At 67.4% G+C, this 14,588-nt stretch carries 16 protein-coding genes, 1 tRNA gene and 1 pseudogene; 10 read left to right on the plus strand and 8 right to left on the minus strand.

Annotated elements, in window-relative coordinates:
• Positions 1-109: 109 nt before the first annotated feature.
• Positions 110-637, minus strand: a complete 528-nt coding sequence (locus OHT01_RS01255) for a DUF1877 family protein (RefSeq protein WP_328557990.1) — start codon at positions 635-637, stop codon at positions 110-112.
• Here OHT01_RS01255 and OHT01_RS01260 point away from each other — a divergent pair.
• A tRNA-Trp gene (locus OHT01_RS01260) sits at positions 600-674 on the plus strand. The two genes, OHT01_RS01255 and OHT01_RS01260, sit on opposite strands and share 38 nt — an antisense overlap.
• A gap of 79 nt (positions 675-753) precedes the next feature.
• Complete coding sequence (locus OHT01_RS01265; protein ID WP_328551210.1) at positions 754-951, plus strand: hypothetical protein; 198 nt, start codon at positions 754-756, stop codon at positions 949-951.
• Between the two features lie 146 nt (positions 952-1,097).
• Here OHT01_RS01265 and OHT01_RS01270 read toward each other — a convergent pair whose 3' ends face one another.
• Positions 1,098-1,712: a hypothetical protein gene (locus OHT01_RS01270; protein WP_328551211.1), complete on the minus strand. Its 615-nt coding sequence runs from the start codon at positions 1,710-1,712 to the stop codon at positions 1,098-1,100.
• Positions 1,713-2,259: 547 nt separating this feature from the next.
• Between OHT01_RS01270 and OHT01_RS01275 the strand changes: the two genes are divergently transcribed.
• Positions 2,260-3,009, plus strand: coding sequence for a tetratricopeptide repeat protein (locus OHT01_RS01275; RefSeq protein ID WP_328551212.1), 750 nt, complete (start codon positions 2,260-2,262; stop codon positions 3,007-3,009).
• A gap of 596 nt (positions 3,010-3,605) precedes the next feature.
• Here the strand turns inward: OHT01_RS01275 and OHT01_RS01280 are convergent.
• A complete protein-coding gene (locus tag OHT01_RS01280; protein WP_328551213.1) occupies positions 3,606-4,565 on the minus strand; it encodes a hypothetical protein in 960 nt (319 codons plus the stop codon).
• Positions 4,566-4,758: 193 nt separating this feature from the next.
• On the opposite strand from OHT01_RS01280, the gene OHT01_RS01285 reads away from it, so the two are divergent.
• Both OHT01_RS01285 and OHT01_RS01290 read left to right on the plus strand, forming a co-directional pair.
• Entirely contained in the window at positions 4,759-5,655 is an 897-nt protein-coding gene (locus tag OHT01_RS01285) for a hypothetical protein (RefSeq protein ID WP_328551214.1), read from the plus strand.
• Positions 5,656-5,784: 129 nt separating this feature from the next.
• A complete protein-coding gene (locus OHT01_RS01290; protein ID WP_328551215.1) occupies positions 5,785-6,585 on the plus strand; it encodes a YqjF family protein in 801 nt (266 codons plus the stop codon).
• A 137-nt stretch (positions 6,586-6,722) separates the two neighbouring features.
• Here OHT01_RS01290 and OHT01_RS01295 read toward each other — a convergent pair.
• Positions 6,723-7,360 (minus strand): annotated as a pseudogene (locus tag OHT01_RS01295) (ISAzo13-like element transposase-related protein); the annotation flags it as partial.
• Between the two features lie 204 nt (positions 7,361-7,564).
• On the opposite strand from OHT01_RS01295, the gene OHT01_RS01300 reads away from it, so the two are divergent.
• Both OHT01_RS01300 and OHT01_RS01305 read left to right on the plus strand, forming a co-directional pair.
• Positions 7,565-9,061, plus strand: a complete 1,497-nt coding sequence (locus OHT01_RS01300; protein ID WP_328551216.1) for a fascin domain-containing protein — start codon at positions 7,565-7,567, stop codon at positions 9,059-9,061.
• A gap of 173 nt (positions 9,062-9,234) precedes the next feature.
• Positions 9,235-9,756: a DDE-type integrase/transposase/recombinase gene (locus OHT01_RS01305; protein WP_328551217.1), complete on the plus strand. Its 522-nt coding sequence runs from the start codon at positions 9,235-9,237 to the stop codon at positions 9,754-9,756.
• A 118-nt stretch (positions 9,757-9,874) separates the two neighbouring features.
• Here the strand turns inward: OHT01_RS01305 and OHT01_RS01310 are convergent, their stop codons facing one another.
• Both OHT01_RS01310 and OHT01_RS01315 read right to left on the minus strand, forming a co-directional pair.
• Positions 9,875-10,183 (minus strand): hypothetical protein, encoded by a 309-nt coding sequence (locus tag OHT01_RS01310; protein WP_328551218.1) that lies wholly within the window; start codon positions 10,181-10,183, stop codon positions 9,875-9,877.
• A 468-nt stretch (positions 10,184-10,651) separates the two neighbouring features.
• Positions 10,652-11,065, minus strand: coding sequence for a DUF4345 domain-containing protein (locus OHT01_RS01315; protein ID WP_328551219.1), 414 nt, complete (start codon positions 11,063-11,065; stop codon positions 10,652-10,654).
• Positions 11,066-11,155: 90 nt separating this feature from the next.
• On the opposite strand from OHT01_RS01315, the gene OHT01_RS01320 reads away from it, so the two are divergent.
• The 3 genes from OHT01_RS01320 (at position 11,156) to OHT01_RS01330 (ending at position 12,526) form a co-directional block, all read left to right on the plus strand.
• On the plus strand, positions 11,156-11,785 hold the full coding sequence (locus tag OHT01_RS01320; RefSeq protein ID WP_328551220.1) for a TetR/AcrR family transcriptional regulator: 630 nt from the start codon (positions 11,156-11,158) through the stop codon (positions 11,783-11,785).
• 72 nt (positions 11,786-11,857) lie between these two features.
• A complete protein-coding gene (locus tag OHT01_RS01325) occupies positions 11,858-12,304 on the plus strand; it encodes a hypothetical protein (protein WP_328551221.1) in 447 nt (148 codons plus the stop codon).
• 123 nt (positions 12,305-12,427) lie between these two features.
• Positions 12,428-12,526, plus strand: coding sequence for an ATPase (locus tag OHT01_RS01330; protein ID WP_328551222.1), 99 nt, complete (start codon positions 12,428-12,430; stop codon positions 12,524-12,526).
• 38 nt (positions 12,527-12,564) lie between these two features.
• On the opposite strand, the gene OHT01_RS01335 is transcribed toward OHT01_RS01330, so the two are convergent.
• Both OHT01_RS01335 and OHT01_RS01340 read right to left on the minus strand, forming a co-directional pair.
• Positions 12,565-13,401 carry an acyl-CoA thioester hydrolase/BAAT C-terminal domain-containing protein gene (locus OHT01_RS01335; RefSeq protein WP_328551223.1) on the minus strand — a complete coding sequence of 279 codons (837 nt, stop codon included), beginning with the start codon at positions 13,399-13,401 and terminating at the stop codon, positions 12,565-12,567.
• Between the two features lie 115 nt (positions 13,402-13,516).
• Complete coding sequence (locus OHT01_RS01340) at positions 13,517-13,966, minus strand: hypothetical protein (protein ID WP_328551224.1); 450 nt, start codon at positions 13,964-13,966, stop codon at positions 13,517-13,519.
• Positions 13,967-14,588: the final 622 nt, after the last annotated feature.

Consider the following 14,588-nt stretch of genomic DNA (forward strand, 5'->3'; position numbering starts at 1 on the left):
GCAAGGCGGCAACCCTGCGGTACTGGGTCCAGATTCACGCAGGTCAAAACAAGTTCCGCCTCCAGAAGACCCAAGCTTCCCAAGCCAAGGTCCCCGCCGTCGCGGTCCGTCAGTCCAGCCAGACGAGCATCGCGTCGTCCGCCCTGACAGCAGCCTCGAAGAACTGTGTGAGGTCGTCGTACCAGGGGCGCCCCCACTCCAGCGAGCCGGGCTCACTCCATCCGAGTGGATACACCTCGGCACTGGTCAGTTCAGCGGCGTTCACCCCACTAATCAGCTGGGCATAGGTGGTGCCTCGCAAGGCTTCCGTTGCGAGGCGGACCCGCTCAGGCCGCAGGTACCTCGGAGGCCCGTACACCCAGTCCTCATCCTCGGCGAACGGCTCCTCACCGTGGATCACGTTCACAGGGAAGTCGGCACGCGCCATCAGGAAGCGAAGCACGTCCCAGGTCTTGTACGTGCTGAAGTGGCGCGCTTCGGCCGGCGCGGGCTCCGATTCCTCCTCGGCATCCTGGACCTCTTCGACGAAACCCAAAGCCCAGTCGGAGAGCGCCTGTACGCCTCGCGCATGGCCAGCGGGACTAGGATCCCTGCCGGGCGAAGTCGTAGCGCAGAGGTAGTCGCGCGCGGTCTCCAAAATCGCGAGGACGCCGGTTCGAATCCGGTCGGCTTCGTCCGCCCCGGCTGCGGCGTCCAACCGTAGCGGGACGGTTCCGCGCGGGCCCTGCGACCCTGGGCTCGTATCGTGCATGCATGCGCAATGAGCGGCACGACGAGCCACTGTCCAAAGCGGAGTTGGAGTTGTTCCTCCAGTATCTGCACCGGTTCGCCAACCACGATGTGGATCACTTCGCCCTCATGCAGGTGGGCGATTCCGAGTACCCCGTCTATGTGACCTTCTCCAGGAAGCCCGAGGCGGGAGTTGACCCCGAGGTCTACCGGCGGCCGTAGCGAACCCCGGGCCCTGTCGAATGCGTGTCGAGGTCTGGCCGACTGGGAGTCGGGGCGGGGGCGGCGTAGGTCAGAGGTAGTGCCTCACTCGACACACCAAGCGCCTGCTAAGCACCTGCTCCAACGCCTGGGCACGGAGGCACGAGCTAGGCCGACCGTCGAGCGTCAGGCAGGGCAAGCGGCTCGTGGTGATGCCACAGCAGATGGCGGTCTCCGCGGCGCAGTTCTGCGTCCCCCCACTCAAGGCGCATGACCCCGGTACCCATGGCACACGCGTAGGCCAGGAGTATCAGGCCGGCATCCGGGTCGAGCTGACCCAGGTCTTTGTGGAACTCCTGCTCTTGCAGCTCTTCAAGCCCGAGATCCAATTCCTCCTGCATGGGTTCGGGACCGTGGCGCCGAATCAGATCAGCTCGAAGGCCAACTGCACGACGGAGTCGCGCCACCGTGACAGGTACGTCCCGTTTGGCGTACCGGATCGGATAGAGCACATGTCCGGCCACAACCATCACCGTGCGCGCTTGCAGGCGCACCGCCGTGACGCCTGGAAGATCCGCGAGCCCTGCTGCCAGCTCCTCGTATTGTGAAGCGTGAAGACCGTGTCCGTACGCCTCCAGGGTCTGCGTACCTACGCCCCGGTGGCCGTCCCGAGCCCGCTCATGGGCCCTGCCGATGCACTCCGGGATCAGCTTCGACAACGGCACGGCCAGCTCGCCGAAAACGCTCCGCGACCATAACGAGCTTGCGCTCAGGTCCCCCATCTCGTTCCCCCTCGTACTCACGGCACCGTCAGAGGCAACTGCCAAACTCCGACGGTGACGCACGGTTAGGCTCCCCACAAGGGCGCACAGCAGGCGCTCGCGGCGCGGGGCTTCGACAAAGCCGAAGTTGCGCCATCAACATCAACTGCTCTGGACATCTGCTGACGCCGCGTCAAAGCTGGTGAGCGGCACGGTGGGGATTGCCGGCGTCTGGACTACCCGGGGACAGATCCGCAGCAACTTGACTCGATAGTGCCGCGAACTCGCTGCCGAGATGATGCGTCGCCACAGCTCTGAGCCAGCCGCTCAGGAGTATCTGGCACGTCTGCGCGCGCTTGGACAAGAGAAGCCCGGATTCCTGCCGCAGTAGCGAACTCAGTTGGCTGAGCACGCCAGGTGGCCGCCGCGCACGCCAGTTGGCCCATCCGGTGCTGCCGACCATTCCCGCCCCGTCGCCCAACACCACGCGCAGTATCCATATCCGCCGGCCATGAGACTCTTCCGATCGCGCGCCAAGCGGACGACTGAACCCCCTGTGTCGCGGACCATGGCCCTGTACATGGCCGGGCGCTACGCAGTGGCGGTGACCGAGGCTCGTGCCGTGGCCCGGTCACTGCCCCACGATGACACGTACACGCCGCTGGCACTGAGCATCACCGCAAACGCGACGGGCGCCCAGGGCCGCCACGCCGACGCTCTCGCCATATACGACGAAGTGCTGCCGATCGTCGGAGAGTCTTTCGGAGCCGATCACTGGCAGACCCTGAAACTGCGCTCCGACCGCGCCCAGACGCTGGCCGAGCTCGGTCGGTACGCCGAGTGCGAGGCAGAGTGTGAGGCCGTCGCCCAGACCGCGAGCGGCGGTACAGGGGAGCTGCAAACCGTAGAAAGGGCGGCCAGCAACGGGCTGGTCTTCGCTCTCAGCGCGCAGGAGCGCCACCCGGAGGCCGAGGCACGCGCCCGCGATATCCTGGCCGCCTATCCCGAACCGGACCGGCTGACTCTGGCATTGAGGATCGGCCTGGCACGCAGCCTCAACGGCCAAGCCCGCTACGAAGAGGCCCTCGCCGAGGCGGAGCGCGCCCGTGAGCTGCGCCGCAGCCTGCCCGCGGAGGGCAGGCCAGCGATCGGCGCCATCGAGCTGGCCATAGCCACCGCCCTCCTGGGACTACGCCGCCGCATCGAGGCTCGCGTTCAGGCCGCAGCTGCTCACGATGCCTGTCTGGCCTCATTCGGCCCGGACTATCGCCGCACAGTCGAGGCTCAGGCTCTGCTCGACCGAATCGACGGCGCTTGATCGGACGCGTACCGCGACTCCGAACACGGGTGTCCCAGGTGTCCGACCGTCCGGTTATGGCCCTCATCTGCACAAACAGCCCGGACAGCTCAGGGTTGCTGTGTCCGGGCTGTCCGGTCACAGACGGCTGTAACACCCGATCGGCTGTTACAGCCCGTCGGCGGAGCCGACCTCTTCAATCGGCGCAGGAGCCGGAGGCGACTTCCCGACTTCGCACTATCTGCGATACAGGAGGGCACCACATACCTCCGGGGATCAAGGAACCTGCTGGTCAGGGTCCATTCGCAAGCCGAACTCTGATTGTGCTCCGGAGTCGTGTGCGCAGGTTCGAATCCTGCCGGGGGCACTCCTTACGAGGTGCCCAAAGACCCCGTCACCAGCGGAATCGCTGAGGCCGGGGTCTTCGCGTATGTGCAGGTAGATGCCGCCCGAAGCCGCCGTATGTCGGGGTCTGTGGACGAGGCGTGGACGGGATCTTGGGGCATCGACCCAGGTCATGGGGCGCAAAGGGCGGGAGTCCACAGCTCCGCCCCTCTATCCTCTCCCCCGGATCACCGATCACCGAGGGCCGCACCGTCGATGTGCCGGATCCGCGGTCAGGACGTGCAGCTGGCCACCGAGCCGACAGGCCGGCAGTTGTTGGGGGTGTTGTCGACGATCCGGCTGTTGACGAGGTTCAGGACGCTGGGGGACGGCGCTTGCCAGATGCCGCCGCCGTTGAGCGCGCTGTTGTGCTGCACCACTGTTTTCGTCAGCGTAGTGCTGCCGTAATTGACGATACCGCCGCCAATCTGGCCTGCGCGATTGTCGGCGATGGTCGTCGAGGAGACGTCCAACGGGGCGCGGTCGTTGTAGATTCCGCCGCCCTGCCCGAAGGCGCGATTGGCGCCGATGTACGACTTCTTGATGGTCAGAGAGACCCCGGCGGTGAAGATGCCACCCCCAAGTTGCGTAGCCTGATTCCCCTCCACTTTGGTGTTGTCGAGCAGGGTGGTGCTGCGCGGCCCGTTGTAGATGGCGCCTCCCTGCTGTGCCGCGCTGTCCCGCAGGGTGCTGTCATGGACTTCGAGGGTGCTGCCCTGGTTGACGAAAATGGCGCCCCCTTGGTTTGCCGTGCTGTTGGTCACCGTGCTGTGCCGGAGGATGAGCGTCCCTCCGTCGGTGGGCAGGTAGGTGCCGGCGTAGTCGAGGTAGCCGCCACCGGTCGCTGTGACGCCGTCGACGGTCAGGCGCCCATTGGGACCGTCGATCTCCGCGATGCGGAAGCCATCGGCGACGTCGGGGTCCCGTCGGATGGTGGTGTTGTGACCCAGCAGGGTGACGGTGCCCGTGATCTGCGGCAGGGCGTTGGGGCCGAGCCCTCCGGTCGACGCTGGAGTCGTGACGTTGTACACGCATTTGGGCGCGAGCCGGATGGTGTGCGGCCCGGTGTTGTTGTTCGCGGCGACGATCGCGTTGTTGAGCGCGGTGACATCACAGGGGATGGACACCTGGGGGTCCGCACTTGCCGCGCTTCCCATGCCGAGCACAGCAACAATCGGCACAGCCAAGGCCACGGGGCTGAGTTGACGTCTGAGCATGTCTTCTCCAGGTCGCATTACGTGATCAATTGATCACCTTCAGCGACCATGGCCAGATTTCCGCGAGCTCGCAACCTGTCATTCGCGGAAAAGGCAGGAGCGGCAGGCAGGTATCGACCGCCCCAGCCGACATGCGCGGTGCACGTCGACGGGCGCACACCTCATGTCCGTGGCAGCCTTTCGAGCCGAGCGACGGATCGCGCTGGTCCGGGACGATGTGGCCGCACGCCTCGCGCTGGCGCAGGAGTTCTACGCGCACTCCTCCGAGCCGCTGCGCCGGTACGGTCACGCCGAGCTGAGCTTTCTGCGGTGGTCCGCCGCACGCGGAGTGCTCGCCACAGAGTCCGGCGCGCGCCCGGGCAGCGCCTGGTGGCGGTCCGTGAACGAGGGGCTTCTCCGGGACAAGGTGGAGGCGGGCCTGCTGTGCGGCGGTGCCCCGGGGCAGGCGAGCGCCAGAAGCGTCGAGTACTGGGTGGACTGCATCCGCAAGCCGTCGCCCGCCGCCTGGTACCGCGCCCACAACGCCAGCATCGTCGCCGGCTACCTGCGCCACGAGGACCTGGCCGCGCCGGAATCGCAGGTGGAACGGTTCATGATGAACGTCGCCCTGCTCCGGGTCCTGTTCACCCACGCCATGCTCGTGCGGCCGCGGCTCATGCTGGGGCGGCTGGCCCGGCTCGGGCCCCGGCTGGTGGATCCCCGTTACGGGACCGTGAAGTGGTTCCTCGACCTCGGCCGGTCCTTCCCGTCGGTGTACCCCGTCACGCTGACCACCGAGGACACCATCCTCGAAGAACACCCGCTGGCCCGGATGCTCGACTACGGTGTGATCGCCCCCAGACTGCCGGCGCTGTACGCGCTCGCGGCCGCGACGCTCGAAGAACCCCGCCTGATGACCCTCCTGGACGCAGGCGTACCGGCGTACGTCTGGACCCGGGCGGAGCGCTCGCTCTGGTACGTCGGCAACACCGGCGTCCATCTGCGCCTCATCGCCCGTATGACAGGCGCACACCTGCGGTGGCCGTCCTCACCGGTCGGCGGCCACAGAGTCCCGCTGCACGGCTGAAGCCCGCCTTCGTGGTTCACCGGACGGCACGCACGAGGGGGGACGCCCGGACCGGTGACGGTCACCACCGCTCCGGGCGTCCCACCCGCCTCCCGTACGCCATCTGGCACCCTTGGTGGGGTGCACCCCATGCGCATCACGCCTGAGGCGCCGGCCGAGGTGCGCAGTCCGCTCCTCACCCAGCGGTGGCTCGACCTCACCTTCATCCACTGGGCCGTCGATCCCGCCGTCGTGGCCCCACTGCTGCCGCACGGGCTCACCGCGGACACGTACGACGGGGTCACCTACGCCGGCCTCGTCGCCTTCCGGATGGAAAAGGTGAGCTGGCTCCGGCTCCCCGGGGTGCCGTACTTCGGCTCCTTCCCGGAGACCAACGTGCGTCTCTACTCGGTCGACGCGTACGGCCGCCGCGGGGTCGTCTTCCGGTCCATGGACGCCTCGCGGCTCGTGCCGGTGCTCCTGGGACGCCTCGGCTTCCGGCTCCCGTACCTGTGGTCCCGCATGGACATACGAGCGGACGGTGACACCATCACGTACAGGAGTTCTCGGCGTCGGCCCGGAACCGCCCGGGCGCGGAGCCGCATCGTCGCCAGAGTCGGCCAACCCATATCGGAGCCAACAGAGTTGGAGCATTTCCTCACAGCCCGCTGGGGCATGCACAACGCCTTCTCCCGCGGGACCGGCTACCTCGCCAACGACCATCCGCGGTGGCCGCTCCACCGCGCGGAGCTGATCACCTGCGAGGAGAACCTCCTCGCGGCGGCCGGACTCCCGGCTCCCGACGGGCCACCGGTCAGCGTCCTGTACTCCCCCGGAGTCCCGGTACGCCTCGGCAGACCCACCGACCTGACGCCCCGAAGCCGTGTCCCGCGGACGGCTCCCCGGCGTGGTTGGTGCCGCATCAGGCAGCGTTTGCCCTGTTCGTGGTGAGCGTGGACATGCCGCTCCCCACTGGATTGCGCGGTCGTTGACCGCCGCAGTACGGGGCGGAACCTTCCGCACGCTAAGGGCTCGCAGAGAATTGACATGCGGGTTTGATCTTCTTCGGGGGGGTGGGTTCCGTACTGGTCGAGGTGGGCGGCCACGTCTGTCGGGGTGCGGAATCTGGCGGTTGAGGGGTGGATCGCGTGACCGTGCCCGGCCAGGAGGGGACGTGCTGCCTGGACGGCTCGTGTGAGGATGCTTCCGGTGACGCCAAAGAGCCGGGCGAGCAGGTCGTGGGTGCCGATCTTGCGGAGGCAGAGCACGGTGTGGCCAGGATCCGGTCTGCGTCGGAGAGCTTGTCTTCGGCACCCGCGCCTCGTGTCCGTCGGCGCTTGCCGCCCCGACGCTCGTGGCGGGTCGGCTCGCGTCGTTGCGCGAGCGCGGGGATCAACACAGCAACCAGAGAGTCGAGTTGGGCAACGTTCATGCCGGTCAACTCCGGATCGCGCAGAGCGTGGGCGTCAACGCCGTCCGAGGATGGAGTCGGCCGGGCGGTTGCGGCGGTCTCGGTTTCCGTCCCAGGAAGTGGGGCCGGATGGGGATCGCCGGGGTGGAGCGTGTAGTTCCAGTCGCCGTGGAAGCGGTGCCTGCTCATGGCCAGTGCGTCGATCTCGGCATCGGTGACCTTCACCCCGGTGTCGTAGGTGCGGGTGTCGAGTTCGGCTTCTACTTTCAGCCCGGTGCGGGTGGTGGTCGCTGCGATGCTGTCCACGATGACTTCATCCTTCCCACCCGCCCCACAGGGCAAGCCAGTTCAGATGTCACCCGATCGTGCAGCAGACCCACCCCACCTCTTCAGGGACGTGCGGGGTTCGTGCGTTGCACGACCCCTTGCAAGATCATCCGGTGTTGTAGTGTCTGCGCTTCGAATCAAAAGCCCAAGCGGTGCGCGGGGAGCGCGCCGTGAGACCGGGGAGGGACTTCCATGCGCAGACTCGTGGCCGTACTGGCCGCACTGTTCAGTTTGACCATCTGGATCCAGTGGCAGTGGCCCGCGCCCGCGAGCGCCAGCACGTTGTCCGATCAGCTGGCCAAGTCCGCGGGCCAGAAGTGGGCGCTGCTGAACGTCGGGAACGGCAAGTACGTCTCCGCCCCCGACACCGGCTCGGGTGGCGAGTACGCCAAGCTCTACGCCAATGCCACGTCGATCACCGCCTCCGAGCGGTTCACGCTGCACACCGACGACAAGGGCACGCAGATCAGCCTGCGCGCCGAGAGCAACGGCCTGTTCGTCAGCGCGGACGCCAACAACAGCGAGAAGCTCCGCGCACAGGGCGACCACATCGGCTCCTGGGAAGGCTTCAAGCTCGAATACAAGGGCACCGACACGAGCGGCGCCTACTACTCCTTGTACTCGGGGAACGCCGGCGCGTACGTCGCCGCCGAGCTGGGCGCCTACCCCGACCATGAGGTGCTGCGGGCCCGGACCACGGCCACCTCCCTCGGCACCTGGGAGAAATTCCGGCTGGTGCCAGTCACCGACTCCAGCAGCCACGTGGGCGCCGTGAAGGACGACTACGCGCACTGGACGACTCCGCCGGCCCCGGCGGCCCCCACCTCCACCTCGGTCAAGTTCATGACCTGGAACCTGTGCGGGGACCGGAACGACACCTGCGGCAACGACCATTCCACGCCCGACCACATGGCCGACGAGGTCATCGGCCAGCTCAACGACGTCGGCTCCACCTACACCCCCGACGCGCTCTCCTTCGAGGAGTCCTGCGAGAAGTTCGCCAAGCCGATCGAGACGGCGCTGGAGAACCGCACCGGCACCGGCTGGGACGTCAGGTTCGCGCCGATCTACTACAACGTCACCACGGACGGCGGCGCGGCCGTCCTCGCGCAGAAGGAGTGCGCTGACGCCACCGGGTACGGCAACCGGGGCGCCTACGGCGTCAGCGTCGCAGTGCCGGACGAGAACACCTGGTACCAGGCGCACATCCTGAACTCCCCGGACACGGCCACGGATGTGTCCGGCAACCCGTACGTCGTCGAGCAGCGGGCCGACCTGTGCGCGGCCATCACCTCCAAGGCCGTGATGTACTGCGGCGCGCACTTCAGCACCGGCGGCACGAACTATGACGACCCCACCTGGACGTACCACGGGTACCAGCGGGACGAGCTGACGACGGACGAGCAGAAGGCCACGAAGACCGGCTACCGCGTGGTGTTCGGCGGCGACCTGAACGTCAACCCGCCGGCCCGGGGCCGGGACGGCTCCCAGGTCCTGGACCCCGTCTACAACACCTACCGCGAGTGCGCCCAGCTCCAGGACACAACCAGCGCCCGCGACGGCCAGAACACCGCCAACAACTCGAAGATCGACTACATCTTCGGCGCCGGCCACACGTCCTGCGCGGTCTCCACCAACAGTGGGGGCTCCGACCACTACGCCCTGCGCTCGACCACGCTGCTTCCCTGACGGCCGGACCCGGCAGGTTTTTTTCCCACAGACCGGCGCCCGTCACATGACGGGCGCCGGTTCTGTTTCGACGACTGCCGCACCAGCGACCGCTCACCCGTCGGGCTTGCCAGCCTTTGCCTCGGATCCCGCGGTGCAGTCCTCCCCCGCCACCCGCACCGCGTGCCGACCTTGTGGACCGCGACTTCGTTGCCCAGGCTCCGAACCGGTGCCGGGTCGCCGACTTCACCCATGTCGCCGCCTTCGCCACCTTCGCCGGCGTCGTCTACGTCGTCTACGTCGTGGACACTTTCTCCCGCCGCGTCGTCGGCTGGTCCGCGGCCACCTCGAAGGAGACACGCCTCGTCCTGGACGCCCTGGAGATGGCCCTGTTGCAGCGCAACCGATACCAACACCCGCACCGGAAAGGCAAGTTGAAACACCACAGCGATGCCGGGGCGCAGTACACGTCGTTCGCGCCCGCCGAGCACCTCGACCGGTCACGCATCGCCGCGTCGGTCGGGATGTTCCCGGCTGTGCACTCCGCCGCGATGACGAATGTGCCGGCACACCGAGGGCACTCGGCTCGCTCGAAAGAGGCAGGTAAGATCGTTGGCTCGCCAGTCCTGGTCATCACGGACTGCCGTGTCGTACATCCACCGCCCGGGGCCGGCGAGGTCTTCGGGCGACGCAGCCTGCGGATCGCGTCTGTCTGAATCTGCGGCATGCCAGTCCCGGATTGCCTAGTAGCGCCCGTGGTCGCCGGTGGCGATGGTGAGCTCCACCCCGCCGCAGCAACTTTACGGCCAGGCAAAGGCGGTTCAGGCTGCAAACTCAGTCGGCGAGATACTCGATGTCAAGACTATCCGAATGTCCGGGCCAGGAGAGGGAGAACTTCCAGCATCCCGGCTTGGGCATGTCGACGAGGGAAGGGCCAGGACCTCCGGCAATCGAACGAGTAGCCACTTCATGCGTGCCGGCAAGGCTGGCCTTGACGGTCAACCGGTCACCAGGCCGCATACCGGCGGCGCCCTGGGAGTCCTTCGCCACCCAAAGGATCTTGTTCTCGCGACCCTTGGCGGCCGGCGCGTGGTAAGGGTAGCCGAAGAGCACGGCAGCGATCTCGCCCTTGTCGCCGATCATGTGGCGCTGGGATCCGCCTCCCGGAAGGCCCTTCCGTGCCCAAGCGGGAAGAGGGCCCTGCTCCACTACGGGTTGACAGCGGCCACCCGCGTTCGACCCGACGACAGCGCGAGTCGACTCCGTCGCCTCCGCGTCACTCGGACTGTTCTCCGGCCCACTGCAACCTGCTGCCGCGAGCACCGCGACAGCCAGAAGCGCAAGCAGTACAGCGGGCACGGCAGAACCGTCCGAGTGACGCACAGTCAATCGACTTAGGTGCGCTGACATCCGGGCCTCCATGCGTCGCGTCCGCTCACCGGACGAAGCCCGGCAAGTTGAGTTGAACGGTGAATGGCAAGTGGTGACTGTTCCACGGGCTTCGCAAGGCGAGGAACCTGCTATCCGGCCAGGCTTACAGCCGCCTCACAGATACGGACGACCCGTCGCCGGCGCCTTCCGGAGGCGTTCGTGGATCGTCCGCTCCGAAATTCAAAGCCCGGCGGGCACGGACTCGACGTCGCCGTGCGGGGCCCGCTCCTCCGCGTCGGCCAGCCAGAAGAAGACCGGCGGCAGGCTGAGCTCGATCACCGCCAGCGCAATCTGGAACCACTGCGGCCAGCCGTGCACGGCGAGCGAGAGCAGCCGGCCCGTGCCGCCCAGCAGGAAAACGCCGGCCAGCCACCGCACCGCCCGAGCCGGGATCGGACGCTGCCGCGCGCCCCAGAGCCAGGCCAGGCCGTAGCCGACGAAGCTGGCGCCCATGAACCGGCCCCAGCTGTCGATTGTCGTGCCGGCGGAACCGGCGCCGGGGATCGCCGCGTTGCCGAGTGCCACGTGGAGCAGGCCGATCGCCACGCTGGTCCAGCCCATCAACTGTGTGAGTACGCGCAGAACCCTGACCATGATCCCTCCAAGTCGTCTTGGCGGAGCTTAGTTGACATGCGTCTACTACACTGGATGCACTAGTAGACCGATGTCAACTAGACTTCGTGCGTGCCTCCCCGAAAGCGACTCACTCCCGCCGGCCGCCGCACCCAACTCCTCGCCGTCGGCGCACGGCTCTTCGCCGCACGCCCCTACGCGGACGTGCTGATGGAGGAGGTCGCCGAAGAGGCCGGTGTCTCGCGGGCCCTGCTCTACCGTCACTTCCCCAGCAAGCACGCCCTCTTCGCGGCCGTCTACCAGCAGGCGGCGGACCAGTTGCTTGCCGAGACGCGGCTCGACCCCGCCGACTCCCTGGTCGAGCAGCTCGTCCAGGGTATGGACGTCCATCTCGACTACTTCGTGGCGAACCGCAACGCCGTCCTCGCCGCGAACCGGGTCCTCGCAGGCGACCCGGTGATCCAGACGATCATGACGAACGAGCTGGACGCGCTCCGTGCGCGGCTGCTGGCCGTTCTCCCGCTCGCGGACGAGGGCGCCCGCGAGGCCGTCTCCGGCGTCCTGAAGAGCTGGCTGGTTTTCGTCCAGGTCCTCTGCGTCGACTGGCTCACCCAGGCGACCTGTACCCGCACCCAGCTCCGCGACGTCTGCGTCGGCGCGGTACTCGGCGCCCTCCGGCCGCTGCTCGCCGAGGACCCCGCCCCCGACTGGCCGTCGCAAGGGCCCGGCGCGGGCGCCTAGAGCCTGCAGATGTCAGCGAGTGCCCTGGATGTGTCGGCAGCGCTGTCAGTCGGGGGTGCCAGAATCCTCGGCATGCCACTCTGCGATTACTTCTCTGCAGCTGACGATCAGGCTGCTGTCGCTGTCCTGCAGACTCCGGGAGGGCCGGGTCAGGCGGACCTCGACGTGGTCTTCTTCAAGGACATCGACCCGGTCGTGGCGATCGCCCGCCTCGAAGCCATCATGACGGGCTGCAGCTACGAGGACGCCAGGGAACGTCCGCGGTCCGGGCAACTGCTGTCCGCCCCGGAGGAAGGCGCGGCCTTCGTGGTCAGCCTGACGGACACCTTGACTGCCGCTCTCGCCTCGGCATCGCGGGACGACCTCGTTCGCTTTGCCGAGCCGTGGTCGAAGACCGACGAGCTCCGGCAGATCGGTATCAGCGTCGAGTTCACGGCCGGCGTCCTGGAAGCCCTGGCCGGACTGGCTCAGCGCGCTCGGACGTCCGGACAACGGCTGTATTGCTGGTGGGCTCTATAACTCACCGGCGTCCGGCGCCCTTGTCCTTGCCCAGCAGTTCGCGCCGCCGGCGAGTGCGGTAGAAGTCGCACCTCGGCACGGTGGACCACGACCTTCACGGATCCACGGCTCTGCGCGACGATCGTGGAGCGGCTCACCTTCAACCCCGCCTTGATCGAGACCGGCACCGATCCCCACCGCCTGGCCCGCACCAAAGCGAACAAGCACAACGGGCTGAAGTGAGAGACCGTCCCTCAACTTCGGACGCGATCAACACGGGGTCAGTCCCCGCCGCGGAGCATGCTGAGGATGCGGGGCCAGGCAGCCACTCCCAGGACCGCGTCGGCTTCGGCCGTGCCTCCGTACAGGAATTGCGGGGATGCCAACGCGGCACTCTCGCCAGGAAGCCGCGGGCGGTGGCTGCCATCGTGGCGGGCGATCAGACGCACGCTGGCCCCATCCAAGCGTCGGCGTTGTGCCAGTTGTTCGGCGAAGGGAAGGGACGGCCACATCGCATCGTCTTCGCCTGCGACCAGCAGGATATCGGCCCGGTCCTGGTCCAAGGCGATCTCCGCTGGAGGGAGCAGGAGAGCGAACGCCAGCTCGCTGCGTTCGTACCATCCGCGGATGGCTACCGGCCCACTGCCTGGCTCTGCGGGAGTCCAGGAATCATCCAACGGGATTAAAGGCAGGGCCTGTTGTCGCCAGGTCCAGGACGATCGATAGGGGTGCTGCGCTCCGTCGCGCCCTGGTCCGACATCGCACCAGACGCGAGACGTGGGCGACAGCGCGATGACGACGTCCACGCGCGGATCGTGCACTGCCGTGAGCAGAGCTGCCTCGGCACCCTTGGAGCTGCCCAGGACCCCGATGCGTTCCGCCCCGTTCGTTTGGAGGAAGTGGACGACGGTGGTGAAGGTCTCCAAGGGGATCTCGCAGATTCCCGGTGACTGGCCCGACCCGCCGAACCAGCGGATCGACAAAGCAGTCATGCCCTGCTGGGCGAGGATGTGCGCTCTCTCCCGTTCGATGCGCCCACTGGAACCCGCCGGGACCAGAACGCCGATGTCGCTGCCGCCGGCGGGAGCGACCAGAACAGCTTCCCAAGGGTCGGTCAACTCGCGCTCAGTGACTCCACGTAGCCCCCTGATGGTCCGCCTCAGTCTGCCGGCGCAGCCCAATCGCCTTTGGGTGCAGCGCGTCTCCAGGGACTGGACTGTGATCGTGTACGCGCTACTCGGATCGGCGGCGGATTGCTGAGAGGAGGCGCCGCATGCCAACCACGTGCCCGCCCGTCCCGATGACCAGCCGTCGGTAGATGCCGCCGGCCAGGCCGGGAAAGGCGGCTCGACTCTCGGCGCGCAGCCGTGATCGACACGGACTGACATCTTCGAGGCGAAAGATCAGGGCGTAGGACGAGAAACGATGGCGCCCCTCGAGGACCAGCTCCCGTCCCGGGACCGCAGCGACTACCCGGAACCCGGGCAACGTCGAGCCTTCGGCCAGGGGTCGTGGCCCAGAGGCTGTGCGGTCGGCGGATCCCACCAACCTCGCGTAGCCGGCCATGACAGGACCCGAGAAGGATCGGTCCAGTGTCTCGCCCAGACTGCGCCAGACGTCGTCGATCCCCGCCGCAATGACCGTCGCGTGCTCATCGATGTACGGCAACGAAGCGATCGGCATCAAAGCCTCCGTGAGGTCCGGTCCAGGTTGGGTGCGATTCGTTTTCAGGGGAGTTCCTGATCAAGCCATGAGGTGGTAGTTGTGCTGGTCTGGGGTGGGGTAGAGCCGGTGGTGTTCGCGGGCGAGGTGGTAGGCGAAGCAGGTGTCGAGATCTTGGTTGTCTTTCACCGCGCGGAGTTGAGGACGGCTTCGGCGCCGTCGATTCCTCACCTTGGTCCGATGATCTCCAGGCGGTCGCCGTGAGGTGCCTGCATGCGCCCTCGATCGGGCCGGTGGCGATCGGCCGGCTTGCTCTGTTCCGTCAGCCCAGGAGCGCTCGGCACGCCCACGGCCTACTTCTCCCGTACGGTCGGTCGCGAACTCGGCCGTCTCGCTTGTGCCGTCCTCAGTACGCGGTGCGAGATGACCGGGCAGCCAGAGGACTTGATCTCAGCTGTCCCGGTTGCGGTCCAGCGCTTCGTGCAACAACTCCTCGGCCTCCGTCGGACGGTCGGCGACCAGGCCCTCGGCTACGACCGTATGTGGCGCTGACCTGCCTGGACCTTGCCGTCGTCCAGCACAGCCGGGGTGCCCTGGCAGGGTCCGCAGCCCTTGCCGGGGAGGCGTCGGCCATCGCTGGTCA

Source organism: Streptomyces sp. NBC_00358 (assembly GCF_036099295.1).
In the GTDB taxonomy this organism is placed as follows: Bacteria; Actinomycetota; Actinomycetes; order Streptomycetales; family Streptomycetaceae; genus Streptomyces.